This is a genomic window from Mameliella sp. LZ-28 (genome assembly GCF_012274245.1).
GTDB classification, from domain to species: Bacteria; Pseudomonadota; Alphaproteobacteria; order Rhodobacterales; family Rhodobacteraceae; genus Antarctobacter; species Antarctobacter albus.
This window is the reverse complement of the sequence record NZ_JAANYX010000037.1, coordinates 214393-226559: the sequence shown is the minus strand read 5'-3', so window position 1 is coordinate 226559 and position 12167 is coordinate 214393. Positions and strand designations below refer to the sequence as shown.

The 12167-nt window shown below is 67.1% G+C and carries 10 protein-coding genes; 3 read left to right on the top strand and 7 right to left on the bottom strand.

What is annotated here, in order from left to right; translation table 11 throughout:
• Positions 1 to 3: 3 nt before the first annotated feature.
• Both G9Q80_RS26525 and G9Q80_RS26520 read right to left on the bottom strand, forming a co-directional pair.
• The gene (locus tag G9Q80_RS26525) at positions 4 to 477 is read right to left on the bottom strand and encodes a GNAT family N-acetyltransferase (protein WP_088716183.1); all 474 of its coding nucleotides are present in this window, start codon (positions 475 to 477) and stop codon (positions 4 to 6) included.
• Positions 478 to 664: 187 nt separating this feature from the next.
• Positions 665 to 2038 (bottom strand): FAD-binding oxidoreductase, encoded by a 1374-nt coding sequence (locus G9Q80_RS26520; protein WP_088716184.1) that lies wholly within the window; start codon positions 2036 to 2038, stop codon positions 665 to 667.
• A 104-nt stretch (positions 2039 to 2142) separates the two neighbouring features.
• Between G9Q80_RS26520 and G9Q80_RS26515 the strand changes: the two genes are divergently transcribed.
• Positions 2143 to 3789, top strand: a complete 1647-nt coding sequence (locus G9Q80_RS26515; protein WP_052244294.1) for a chloride channel protein — start codon at positions 2143 to 2145, stop codon at positions 3787 to 3789.
• A gap of 10 nt (positions 3790 to 3799) precedes the next feature.
• Here the strand turns inward: G9Q80_RS26515 and G9Q80_RS26510 are convergent, their stop codons facing one another.
• Entirely contained in the window at positions 3800 to 5173 is a 1374-nt protein-coding gene (locus G9Q80_RS26510; protein ID WP_088716185.1) for a DUF2610 domain-containing protein, read from the bottom strand.
• A 144-nt stretch (positions 5174 to 5317) separates the two neighbouring features.
• Positions 5318 to 6301 carry an SH3 domain-containing protein gene (locus tag G9Q80_RS26505; protein ID WP_088716186.1) on the bottom strand — a complete coding sequence of 328 codons (984 nt, stop codon included), beginning with the start codon at positions 6299 to 6301 and terminating at the stop codon, positions 5318 to 5320.
• A gap of 246 nt (positions 6302 to 6547) precedes the next feature.
• Between G9Q80_RS26505 and G9Q80_RS26500 the strand changes: the two genes are divergently transcribed.
• Complete coding sequence (locus G9Q80_RS26500) at positions 6548 to 7360, top strand: sulfotransferase family protein (protein WP_088716187.1); 813 nt, start codon at positions 6548 to 6550, stop codon at positions 7358 to 7360.
• Between the two features lie 63 nt (positions 7361 to 7423).
• Here the strand turns inward: G9Q80_RS26500 and G9Q80_RS26495 are convergent, their stop codons facing one another.
• Positions 7424 to 7765, bottom strand: coding sequence for a DUF427 domain-containing protein (locus tag G9Q80_RS26495; protein WP_088716188.1), 342 nt, complete (start codon positions 7763 to 7765; stop codon positions 7424 to 7426).
• Between the two features lie 59 nt (positions 7766 to 7824).
• Positions 7825 to 9591 (bottom strand): aminopeptidase P family protein, encoded by a 1767-nt coding sequence (locus G9Q80_RS26490; RefSeq protein ID WP_088716189.1) that lies wholly within the window; start codon positions 9589 to 9591, stop codon positions 7825 to 7827.
• A 140-nt stretch (positions 9592 to 9731) separates the two neighbouring features.
• On the opposite strand from G9Q80_RS26490, the gene G9Q80_RS26485 reads away from it, so the two are divergent.
• Positions 9732 to 10202, top strand: a complete 471-nt coding sequence (locus G9Q80_RS26485; protein ID WP_043137876.1) for a hypothetical protein — start codon at positions 9732 to 9734, stop codon at positions 10200 to 10202.
• Here G9Q80_RS26485 and cobT read toward each other — a convergent pair.
• Positions 10186 to 12063, bottom strand: a complete 1878-nt coding sequence (gene cobT / locus G9Q80_RS26480) for a cobaltochelatase subunit CobT (RefSeq protein ID WP_088670847.1) — start codon at positions 12061 to 12063, stop codon at positions 10186 to 10188. The two genes, G9Q80_RS26485 and cobT, sit on opposite strands and share 17 nt — an antisense overlap.
• Positions 12064 to 12167: the final 104 nt, after the last annotated feature.

Below are 12167 nucleotides of genomic sequence, written 5' to 3'. Positions count from 1 at the left end.
GGCTCAGGCGGTGTCGAGCCGGTACTTGCGGAAGGTTTCCTGACCATAGCTCGTGTCGCCGATGTAGTCGGCGCCCATGCGCCGCAGGGCGCCGAGGTTCTTGCGCGAAGGCGGCAAGAGGAAGGTCACATAGGGAATGCGCGGGTCATCCCGCGCGATCTCCAGCGCCTGCCGTGCGATCCGGAGACCGAGGCCGAACCGGTCCGGGTGCAGCACGAGGCCGAAATCCCAGTCCTCGCCTTCCTTCTGGAAGCCGCCCCAGCCGACATAGTCCCCATCGGCAAGGATGGCCCAGTGGCCAAGGCCGTCGCGCTGCCAGCAGGCTTCCTTGGTGGCGACGAATTGCGCCACCGTATCGGCATCCCATGCGCCCGTTAGCAACGGCATGTGTTCCGCGACGCGCGGGTCGGACATATGGGCCTGGATCAGGCCGGGGTCGATCTGGGGCAGGCGGACAAAGCGGATGGTCGGGGGCATCGGGGCGGTCTCTTGGCGGTTGCTGCCGCAGGGAAAGCCGGTTTGGCGTCCCGGGGCAAGGCCGCGACGGGGGCTGTCACGGGGGAGTGATGCCCCGTGTGGCCGGTCCTTCGGGCGCCCCGGCTGCCGGGCCTGCGCCCTTCAGCGGCCCACCCGCCAGCCACGGCCCGTTTTCAGGTGTCGGCTGTCAGTTCCCCGGCACCAGCTTGCCGGGGTTCATGATGTTCTGAGGATCGAGCGCGCGCTTGATCGCGCCCATGACCTGCCAGCCCTGGCCATGTTCCGCAGCCATGAAGGGCAGCTTGCCATAGCCCACGCCATGTTCCCCGGTGCAGGTGCCGCCCAGTTGCAGGGCGCGTTTCGCCATGCGTGCGGCAAGGTCCTTGGCGGTTTGCAGTTCGGCGGGCTGGTCGGGGTCGACCAGCAGGATGGCGTGAAAGTTGCCGTCGCCGACATGGCCCAGGATCGGACCGGGAATGCCGCTGGTGGCGATGTCGGCCTGGGTGGCTTCGACGGCCTCGGCCAGGCGCGAGATCGGCACGCAGATGTCGGTGACGACGCCGCGCGCGCCGGGACGCGAGGCGAGGATTGCATAATAGCCGTTGTGGCGCATGGCCCAGAGCGCGCGGCGTTCCTCTTCGCGGCCCGACCAGCGGAAGGCGCTGCCGCCGTGATCGGCCACGATCTCGGCAAAGCGTTCGGCGTCCTGTGCGGTGCTTTCGGGGCTGCCGTGGAATTCGACCATGAGATGCGGTGCCTCCGCCATGTCGGTCCCGGCATAGGCGTTGAAGGCGCGCGCTGTCTGGTCGCAGGCAAATTCGATCCGGGCCATCGGGATGCCCATCTGGATCGTCTCCATGACGCAGGCTGTGGCGGCCCCCATGTCGGGAAAGGCACAGATGCCGGCGCTGATCGCCTCTGGCACGCCGTGCAGCCGCAGGGTCAGTTCGGTGGCAAGACCCAGCGTGCCCTCGGACCCCACCATGAGCGCGGTGAGGTCATAGCCGGCGGCGGATTTGCGCGCACGGGTGCCGGTTCGGATCATGCGGCCATCGGCCAGCACCACCTCCATTCCCAGCACGTTGTCTCGCATGGAGCCATAGCGCACGGTGGTGGTGCCGGAGGCCCGCGTCATCGTCATGCCGCCGAGCGAGGCATTGGCGCCGGGATCGACCGGAAAGAAGAGGCCCGTGGCGCGCAGTTCCTCGTTCAGGGCCTCACGCGTGACGCCGGGCTGCACGGTCACGTCCATGTCGGCGGGGCGGATTTCCAGGACCTTGTTCATCAGGCGGAAATCGACGCTGACACCGCCTTGCAGGGCCTGCCCGTGGCCTTCGAGAGAAGTGCCCGCGCCCCAGCCGATCACGGGCACGCTTTCGCGGGCGCAGATCTCGACGATGCGGCGCACCTCTTCGCTGGTGCGCGGATAGGTGATGGCCTGGGGCGGCGTGTTGGGGAAATAGGATTCCGAGGCGCCATGCGCTTCGAGATCGGGCTTGGACAGGCTCACGCGTTCGCCTAGGAGGGTTGTCAGATCATCGATCGCCTGGGCGATGGGCATGGGGGACTCCGGAAAACTGCTCGGGTCACCTTAACCAGTGCCTGCGGCGCGGGAAAGTCACCGGATTGAGGGAGGCCGGATTGCCGAGCCTGCTGCAACAGCAAATGCACAGGATCCGCTCCGGCTTTGGCCGAGGCTGGGACATGCTGCGCCATCGCGGGCCGGGCCAGATCCAGTTCTGGTTCATCGCCTTGGGGCTGGGCGTGGCCTCTGGCCTTGCGGCGATCGCCTTTCGCTTCGCGATCGAGAGCCTGCAGACGCTGGTCTATGGCACACCGGACACGCAGACTCTGCATTCCTTTGCCGAAGGCCTGCCCTGGGTCTGGGTGCTGCTGATCCCGGTCTTCGGGGGCATCGTGGTGGGGATCATCCTGCATGTTGCCACGCCGGACGGACGGGTGCGCGCCGTGGCCGACGTGATCGAGGGCGCGGCGCTGAACGACGGGCGGGTCGAGAAAAAGGCCGGCATCGCTTCGGCGCTGTGTTCCTGGATCACCCTGTCGACCGGGGGCAGCACGGGCCGGGAAGGGCCGGTCGTGCATATCGCGGCGATGTGCTCCAGCTGGGTCGCCAACACGCTGAAGGTGGACGGGATCACCGGACGCGACCTGCTGGGGTGTGCGGTGGCGGCGGCGGTTTCGGCCAGTTTCAACGCGCCCATTGCCGGGGCGCTTTTCGCGCTGGAGGTCATCCTGCGTCATTTCGCCTTGCACGCGTTCGCACCCATCGTTGTGGCCAGCGCGGCGGGCACGGTGATCAATCGGCTGGTCTATGGCGACGTGACCGAATTCGTGCTGCCGGGCACGACCACGGTGGAATTCTACCTCGAGCTTCCGGCCTTCTTCATCCTGGGCCTCGTCTGCGGTCTGGTGGCGGTCATCATGATGCAGTCGGTGTTCTTTGCCGATGACATGGAAACGCAACTGCAGAAGAAGCTGGGTCTTCCCTATTGGCTGCGCCCGGCAGTGGCGGGGTTGTTGCTGGGCGGGATCGCGATCTTTTTCCCGCATATCATCGGGGTCGGGTACGAGACGACGAGCCGCGCCCTGACCGGCGGTCTTTTGATGCACGAGGCACTGGTCTTTGCGGTGGTCAAGGTGGCTGCGGTCTCGATCACGATGGCGGGGCGCATGGGCGGGGGGATCTTTTCGCCCTCGCTGATGGTGGGGGCACTGACCGGGCTGACCTTCGGCCATATTGCGACCGGCATTTTCCCCGAGGTGTCCTCGGCCTTCACGCTTTATGCGCTGGCAGGGATGGGGGCGGTGGCGGCCGCCGTCCTGGGGGCGCCGATCTCGACCACGCTGATCGTCTTTGAGCTGACCGGGGACTGGCAGACGGGGCTGGCGGTCATGGTCTCGGTCTCGATGTCGACGGCAGTGGCGTCACGGCTGGTGGACCGGTCCTTCTTCCTGACACAGCTGGAACGGCGCAACGTGCAGCTGGCGGCGGGGCCGCAGGCCTACCTGCTGGCGATGTTCCGGGTGCAGGGCGTGATGCGCAAACCCACGGACGAGGGCGCGGCGGACGAGGCAACCTGCGCGCAGATGATCGAGGACGGGCTATACGTCCAGGCGGGGGCAACGCTGAAGACGGCCTTGCCGATGCTGGACCGCACCGGGGAACCCTTCCTGCCGGTGGTGACGATGGACGCGGGCGAGCCGGTTCTCCAGGGGGCGCTGTTCCACGTCGACGCGCTGAAGGCCTACAACCGGGCCTTGGCGGCCACGGCCGAGGAAGAGCACAGTTGAGGCGGCACCCCTACTTCTGGATGTAGCGCAGGCCGTCGTCGCCGATTTCCTGCCCGGTCAGGTCGGTGTAGCTGGCCCCGGCGGCCTGGGCCATGTCCCAGACCTCGGCAAAGGAGCGGCGCACCTCCGGCGGCACGGTGCAGCCGCGGGTCTGTTCGATCCAGTCGAATTGCGCTTCGGCCATGCCGTGGCTACGAGACCAGTCCCAGACGTAGATTCCGTACTGGGCCGTCTGGCCCGAACAGTCGAAGCCGAGCGTGAACCGGCGGATCGTGGCGACAGGGTAATCGGTTTGGAACATGCGCAACTCATCCTCCGACCGGGGCGCCTGGCCCGAGGCGGTCAGTGACTGTTGCACGGCGCGGGCGGCCATCAGTCGATGCACGGGCCAGCCGCTGTCCTCTGACGGCGCGGCCTCTGCGGCGCGATCATAGGCCCGATAGGCAATGGTCAACGCCTGTGCGTGGTTTTCGGCGTCATGAAGGGCTTGCCAGAGGTCCAGCAGGGCCTGCGCATCGCCGGTGCTGGCGGCCAGGGTCAAGAGGCGCAGCAGCTCGTCCGGATCGGCAGGGGCGACACGTCCCGCGCGGATGTCCCCGGCCAGCCAGCCTGCGGCGCGGGGATCGCCCCCGGCGGCGGCCAGGCGGTATTCGACGGCGGCGGCCTCGTGGTCGGGGCTGTGCCCGTCCCCGTCCCGCAGCAGCAGACGCGCAGCATCCAGCCCCGCTACCGTGTCCCCGGCGCGCAGGGCGGCCCGGTACCATTCCAGCGCCTTGTCCAGGTCGCGGGCGGCGCCACGGCCATTTTCACGCGCGCGGCCCAGCCAGAACATTGCCTGGCCGTCCCCGGCCTCGGCAGCCTGGCGAAAGAGCGCGACGGCCCGTGCGTCGTCCTGCGGAAGGCCCTCGCCGTCCCAATGCAGGAAGGCGAGATTCGTCATGGCCATCGGCAGCCCGGCCTCTGCCGCGTCACGGAACAGGGTTATTGCGCGCTGCATGTCCTTTTCGACACCCCGGCCATCGGCATAGAGCGCGGCGAGATTGTTGATCGCCAAAGGAAACCCCGACTGGGCGGCGCGGTCGTAGAGGCGGGCGGCCTCTGCAAACTGGTCGTCCGAGGCGTCCAGCGCGCGGGCCAGCTGGTAGATGAGGCGCGGGTTGCCCGGTTCGGCGGCGAGGGCGGCGCGACAGGCGGGGATGGCGCGTTCCGCGTCCAGCTCCTCGAAGGGGACGCCCGGAAAGGCCGCGGGCAGGCCGCTGTCCAGGTTGCTGCCCGCAAGCCGGTGACAGGCCTCTTCCACGCCGGCAGTGGCGGGCAGGGCGGTTGCGGCCAGCGCCAGCGCGCTGACGGCGGCAAGGCAGAGGCGGTGTCCTGTCGAATCCATGTCGTCCTCGGGCTGTGTGCGGGCAATCCTAGCCAAGCCTCGGCAGAGGGAAAGGTCCGTGAATCCGGAACCTCCGGTCGGACAGCGCAAAGGCGGACCCCGAAGGGTCCGCCGTGCCGGCTGTCCTGGTATCGACTGGGCGGATCAGTCGATCTTGCCGAGGTTTCTCAGGACGCAGAGCTGCATGTCCTGGCCGCTGCGGCCCACGCAGGCGGTGACGGCATCGGCGAAGTTGTCATAGGTCTTGCCGTTCCTGCGTCCGCCGCCGTGGCCGTAGCGGTCGTCGCGGTCCCAACCGCCGCCCTTGTGGTTGTCCCTGTGGCCGTCATGGCGCCCGGCGTTCGGCGGCGCCACATAGCCCGGGTCACCGTTGACCAGGTAGTCGCCGTGGGCCCAGCCGGTCTTGCCGGAGGCATGGCGCAGGAGGATCCACTTGCCCTGGCGGCCAAGCTCGGTCACGCGGTCGCGCTGGTGCATGGTCATGACCACGGGGTAGTCGGTGCCGGGGCCGTTGCGGAGGTTCAGCCCGGCGTAGCCCGGTGCGTAGACATAGTAGGTCTGTCCGGCGTGGTCGCGGTCATGCCAGTGACCGTGGCCCTTGCCCGGACCCTTGCCATGTCCGGCGTCGACCTTGTGAGCGGAGAGGAACCGGCGGTGCGCATAGCCGACCTTGCCGCGATAGAAGACCTTGTACCACTTGCCGTCCTTGTCCAGCACCCGGAGCGCGTCGCCATGCGCCATCTTGTCGATGACGTGGTGCTTGCCCGACGGGCCGCTGCGCAGGTTGAGGTGGCCGTGGCGCGGCGCGTCGACCCAGTAGGGCTGCCCGCGGTCGTTGCCGCCATAATGGCCGCCATGACCGTGGCCGCGCGGGCGGTGATCGGACAGAAAGCGGCTGTGCGCCCAGCCGATGCGGCCGGAGACATGTCGGACCTTGACCCATTTGCCAGGAGCGCGCAGCAGTTCCACCTTGCTGGCGTGGGGCATCTTGCCGATCACCTGGTAGTGGGTCGAGGGGCCGGTGCGCAGGTTGAGAAAGCCGTCGCGAGGCGCATCGACCCAGAGGGTCGTGGCCGCTGCCGCGCTGGCGAAGAAAAGGGCCGAAAGAAATGTGAGCAATCTGAGCATGGGTTCGTCCTTTGTTGCCGGAAGCGATGACCCACACTTGGGCCATTTCGCTGCAATCAGGCAATTACGGGCGCTTGTTAGTAGATAGCATGCAATGATTTCAGAGGCTTCCGGCAGTCTCCCCGATTTGCCGATTTCCGCTTATTCGACGTTTGGGGCACCCTGTGACCGTGGATTCCGGCTTGGCCCAGGGGCGGCGACTGGGCTATGCCGCATCGACCCCCTGTGTAGCCGAAAGATCCGCCCGTGTCCCGAAGCCCGCTTGTCCTGGTCGTCGGCCCTCCGCACAGCGGCACGACGATTCTCGATGCCGCGCTGGGCGTCTCGCCGCATGTGGTGGGTGTCGGCGAGGCGTTGCGTCTGACCGCCGGGGCCAACCCCGGGCATCTCGACGGCGGCGCATCGGAACGGATCTGTACCTGCGGGACGCGGGCAGGGGACTGCCCGTTGTGGTCCGGTGTCTTGCCGCACCTGGGATCGGGTGTCAGCGTTGCCACGCATTTTCCGCTGGTCGCTGCCGCGGCGCGCGGATTGTCGCCCGAGGTGCGCCTTGTCCTCGACAGTTCACCGAACGCGCTGGACTATCTCGACGCGCTGGAGGCGTTTGACGTGCGGGTCCTGCAGATCACCCGCGATGTACGATCCTGGGTGGCCTCGCGCCGGCGCCGCAAGGGGGACAACCTTGTTTCGGCCCATGTGACCTGGTTGCGCAACGTGGTCGGGATCGACTCGGCGCTGACCGACAGCGGTTTGCCGCGTTTCCGGCTGGGCTACGAAGAGCTGGCCCTGCGCCCGCGCGAGGTTCTGGGGATGATCTGCGACTGGCTGGGAGTGCCCTTTGACGAGCAGATGCTGACCCCCTTCGGCAATACCGGCAGCCATATCATCACCGGCAACAGCAGCATCCGGACGCGCCGTCTGGCGGCGTCGATCCGCTATGACGGCAGCTGGATGGTCTCGGATGATTATCCGCTGGCCTCGGCTGTGCTGTCGGCGCTTTGTATGCGCACCAACCGGCGGCTGGTCTATTCCAACGATCTGCTGAAACGGTGCACCTGATCCGATGACAAAGGCCCCGTGCGCCGGTGCGCACGGGGCCGGAAACTTGCCGAAACGGCGTCTTCAGACGTGTTCGACCGTCACGCCGTCCTGGCCGTAGAAGGCCAGGTGATCCTTGATCTGGGCGACGTCGCCCTTGGGATCCTCGTAGGACCAGGCGGCGTTTTCATAGGTCTTCGACTTGGACACGATCGAGAAATAGCTGGCATCGCCCTTGTGCGGGCAATGCGTGCTGTGATCGGTCCGGTCGAGAAAGGCCATCGCGATGTCCGCGCGCGGGAAGTAGATGACCGGAGCATGGCCGTCCTCGTGCAGTTCCAGCGCATTGCCGGATTCACCCAGCACGGCACCGCCAGCGCGGACAACCCAAGTGCCGGTGGCCGGCGTGATGGTGATGTTGCTCATGTCTTATCCCCCATGTCTTTTCCCCGCATCACAGACACGGGCTTTGTAACGTTGTCATGTCAGATGACAGAACATGCGTCCGAGAGCCACTGCCCCGTTGCCGCATCCAGGTGCGGGGTCAGCAGGTCTTGCACCCGCCGGTGGTAGTCGTTGAGCCAGTTACGCTCATCCGCGGTGAGCAGGTTAGGGTCGATCAGCCGCCTGTCTATGGGCACCCAGGTGAGGGTTTCGAACTGCAGCATCTCTGCCACGGTCTGACCATAGAGCTTGGGCGCCATCTCCACCGCGATCAGGTTCTCGATCCGGATGCCATAGGCGCCTTCGCGGTAGAACCCCGGCTCGTTCGACAGGATCATGCCCGGTTCCAGCGGCACGGTGCCGGTGCGGGCGATGCGCTGCGGGCCTTCGTGGACCGACAGGTAGGCACCGACGCCGTGGCCGGTGCCGTGGCCGTAATCCAGCCCCGCCTCCCAGAGCGCCACGCGGGCAAAGGGATCTATGTCGCGGCCCGCCAGCCCCTTGGGGAATCGCAGGCGAGAAACGGCAATCATGCCCTTGAGCACGCGGGTAAAGGCCTCTGTTTCCTCGGCACCGGGGTTGCCGATGGCGATGGTGCGGGTGATGTCGGTGGTGCCGTCGACATATTGCCCGCCGCTGTCGACCAGCAGCAGCTCCCCGTTCTGCACCTTGCGGTTCGTGTTTTCGGTGACGCGGTAGTGTACGATGGCGCCATTGGGACCGGCGCCCGAGATCGTCTCGAAGGAAATGTCGCGCAGGGCATTGGTGGCGCGGCGTTCCTCCTCCAGCTTTTGCACGACGGCGATTTCGGTCAGGCTGCCCGGTGGTTGCAGGTCGAGCCAGGCCAGGAAACGCACCATCGCCAGCGCGTCGCGCAGGTGGGCGGCGCGGGTGCCTTCCAGCTCGGCGGCATTCTTGCGGGCCTTGGGCAACAGGCAGGGATCCGGCGCCTCTTCCGGGTCGTTCAGCGCCTCGGCCACGGCGACAGGGCAGGTGGCGGGGTCGATCTGGACCTTGCCTTCGAGGGCCGCAAGATCGCCAAGAAAGTCGCCGGGCGCGCGCAGCGTCACCTTGTCGCCCAGGTGGTCGCCCAGGTCGGCCAGCTTGGCCGCATCCATGTAGAGCGTCACACGCCCGTCACCGTGCAGCACGGCAAAACCATGCGGGACCGGGTTGCGGGGGATGTCGCTGCCGCGAATGTTCAGCAGCCAGGCGATGCTGTCGGGCAGGGTGATGACGGCGGCGCCCGCGGTCAGGTCTTTTGCCAGGCGGGCGATCTTGTCCTCATGCGCCTCGCCGGCCAGTTCCAGCGGTTGGGCAAAGACCGCGCCCTGCGGCGGGTCGGGCTGGTCTGGCCAGATGGCATCGACGAGGTTTCCGACCGGGGCCAGCGTCACATCGGGCAGCTTGGCCGACAGGGTGCGATGCTGCTCGACGCTCAGCAACCAGGGATCGAACCCCAGCCTGCCCTTGGGCAGGGCCGCGCCGATCCAGTCGGCCAGCGAGGTCTCGGGCCAGTCGACCTTTTCGAAATCCGCAGCCACCTGGGCCTTGACCTGCACGCGATAACGGCTGTCGACAAAGACGGCGGCGCGGTCGCCCAGGGCCACGCACCAGCCCGCCGAACCGGTAAAGCCCGTCAGCCAGGCCAGGCGGTCGTCCCTAGGGGCGACGTATTCGCCCTGGTGGGCATCCGCACGCGGCACGAGAAAACCGTCTAGGCCTGCCTCGGCCAGCTTGTCGCGCAGGGCCGCAAGGCGGGGCGGCCCCTGGTCGGGCGAGGCCGTCTCGGTGAAGGTCTGGAACATGGGTGACTCCTTTGCGGCGCAGGTTAGCGGGCGCGGCGGCGGTGACAAGGGTCGGCGAATTGATCCGGTTCGGGCTTTTTCGCACCGCCCGCGCAATTCATGTGCTAAGTCGCTGAAAACACGACAGGGGGAAACGAGCAGTGCAGGACGACGCGGAAGCCCGGCGCATCTTTCAGGACATGCTGGATCGCTGTGGGGAGGCCATGCTGGCGGGGGACATGGCGGGTGTTCTGCGCTGGTTCACGATCCCCAACACGGTCGAAAGTTTCGAGGGGCGCCGGGTGCTGGGGACGGTGGAAGAAACCCGGGACCTGTTCCGTACTATCATGGCGCGCCAGCGAGAGCTGAGCATCACGCATATGATCCGCAAGGTCACCCATGCCGAGTTTCGCGATGCGGACACGATCCGGGCCACGCATGAGACACGCTACATCCATCACGGAACGGTCCTGTCCGAAGCGCCGCATGTCGGCCTGTCGATTCTGCACCGTTACCCGGACTGCTGGAAGGTCCACCATGCCCAGTTCACGGTCGCGGGACGAAACCCGTTGAATAGCGCGATCCAGCGGGTGCCCGGGTCGAGCGACGGTCCGATCAGCCGGCGCGTTTGATCCCGGCAAAACGGGCCCGTGCACGCGGGTCGCTGTCAAAGAGCGCGGCAAGCTGTTCGGTCATCGCGCCCGCCAGCTGTTCGACATCGGTGATGGTCACGGCGCGTTCGTAGTATCGCGTCACGTCGTGGCCGATGCCGATGGCCAGCAATTCCACCTGGCGCTTGCGCTCGACCATCGCGATCACGTCGCGCAGGTGCTTTTCCAGGTAGTTGGCCGGGTTCACCGAAAGGGTCGAGTCGTCCACCGGCGCGCCGTCAGAAATCACCATCAGGATCTTGCGCGCCTCGGGCCGGCCCGACATCCGGCGGTGCGCCCACTCCAGCGCCTCACCGTCGATGTTTTCCTTGAGCAGGCCCTCTTTCATCATCAGGCCAAGGTTGTCGCGGGTGCGCCGCCAGGGCGCATCGGCGTGCTTGTAGATGATGTGGCGCAGGTCGTTCAGGCGGCCGGGCTGCTGTTCCCGGCCCGCGTTCAGCCAATCCTCGCGCGCCAGCCCGCCTTTCCAGGCGCGGGTGGTAAAGCCCAGGATCTCGACCTTGACGCTGCAGCGTTCCAAGGTGCGGGCCAGGACGTCGGCGCAGATCGCCGCAATCGAGATAGGGCGCCCGCGCATCGAGCCGGAGTTGTCGAGCAGAAGCGTCACGACCGTGTCGCGGAACTCCATGTCCTTTTCGACCTTGAACGAGAGCGGCGTCGTCGGGTTGGCCACCACGCGGGCCAGCCGCCCGGCGTCGAGGATGCCTTCCTCTCGGTCGAATTCCCAGCTGCGGTTCTGCTGGGCCTGAAGCCGGCGCTGCAACTTGTTGGCCAGCCGCGACACCGCGCCCTTGAGCGGTTCAAGCTGCTGGTCGAGATAGGCGCGCAGGCGTTCCAGCTCGATCGGTTCGGCCAGTTCCTCTGCCGAGATTTCCTCGTCGTGGTCGGTGGAATAGACGCGATAATCCGGGTCCGCCTCCGAGATGGGCTGCGGGGCGGGCGGCTCCAGCGGGGCCTCTCCCTCGGGCATCTCGGCCTCTTCACCCAGCTCCTGGTCGGCCATGTCATCCATCGTGACCTGGGCCTGGCTGGGGTCCTGCGTCTCTTCCTGGGATTGTTCGGGCGAGGCTTCGGATTCTTCGCCGTCCTCGTCATCCTCGCCGGTCGAATCGGGTTCCTGCTGATCGTCCTGCTGGTCGTCGACGCCCTCTTCCTCGGACTGGTCGTCGAGGTCGGGGTCATCGCCCAGCTGGTCGCCATAGCCCAGGTCGGTGATCATCTGGCGGGCGAATTTGGCAAAGGCCGACTGGTCGGCCAGCGTCTCGTCGAGCCGGTCCAGTGTCTCGCCGGCGTGATCCTCCATGAATCCGCGCCACAGTTCCATGACGTTGGCGGCGTCGGGCGGCAGGTCGCGGCCGGTGGCAAGATGGCGGATCAGGTAGTTGGCGGCCTGGGGCAGGGGCGCCTCGGCGGCCTCGCGGATCTGGCCATAGCCGCGCCGCGTCGCCTCGGAGGCGATCTTGGCGTCGATGTTGCCGGCGGTGCCGGGCATGTCGCGCGCGCCCATCGCCTCGCAGCGGGCGGTTTCCATCGCCTCGTAGAGCTCACGCGCCATGTCGCCCTGCGGCAGGTAGCGCGCATGGGTGCCCGCGTCGTGGTAGCGGTGGTACAGCGCCAGAGCGTCCGCGGTGCCACGCGCCAGCATCACCTCGTCCCGCGTCATCCGGCGCGAGACCTGCGGCAGGCGCATCGCCTCGCCGGAGACACCGGCGGGATCGACAGAGTAGCTGACCGAAAGATCCGGGTCGTCGGCCATCACCTTGGTGGCTTCGGCGAGGGCCTTCTTGAACGGATCGGCGGGGTTGTCGCTGGGCTTGTTCATGGCGCTTGTTATCCGTCCTTTGGACGCCGCCCGCAAGGGGGCGCGGGCTTGGTCAGGGCGGCTTCGTGGGATAGGATCGACGCATTCCCGGACCCATTTCCGAC

Excerpts from the sequence above, each read along its gene's own strand:
- G9Q80_RS26525 (WP_088716183.1), bottom strand. The coding sequence starts at position 477 with ATGCCCCCGACCATCCGCTTTGTCCGCCTGCCCCAGATCGACCCCGGC.
- G9Q80_RS26520 (WP_088716184.1), bottom strand. The coding sequence starts at position 2,038 with ATGCCCATCGCCCAGGCGATCGATGATCTGACAACCCTCCTAGGCGAA.
- G9Q80_RS26515 (WP_052244294.1), top strand. The coding sequence starts at position 2,143 with ATGCACAGGATCCGCTCCGGCTTTGGCCGAGGCTGGGACATGCTGCGC.
- G9Q80_RS26510 (WP_088716185.1), bottom strand. The coding sequence starts at position 5,173 with ATGGATTCGACAGGACACCGCCTCTGCCTTGCCGCCGTCAGCGCGCTG.
- G9Q80_RS26505 (WP_088716186.1), bottom strand. The coding sequence starts at position 6,301 with ATGCTCAGATTGCTCACATTTCTTTCGGCCCTTTTCTTCGCCAGCGCG.
- G9Q80_RS26495 (WP_088716188.1), bottom strand. The coding sequence starts at position 7,765 with ATGAGCAACATCACCATCACGCCGGCCACCGGCACTTGGGTTGTCCGC.
- G9Q80_RS26490 (WP_088716189.1), bottom strand. The coding sequence starts at position 9,591 with ATGTTCCAGACCTTCACCGAGACGGCCTCGCCCGACCAGGGGCCGCCC.
- cobT (WP_088670847.1), bottom strand. The coding sequence starts at position 12,063 with ATGAACAAGCCCAGCGACAACCCCGCCGATCCGTTCAAGAAGGCCCTC.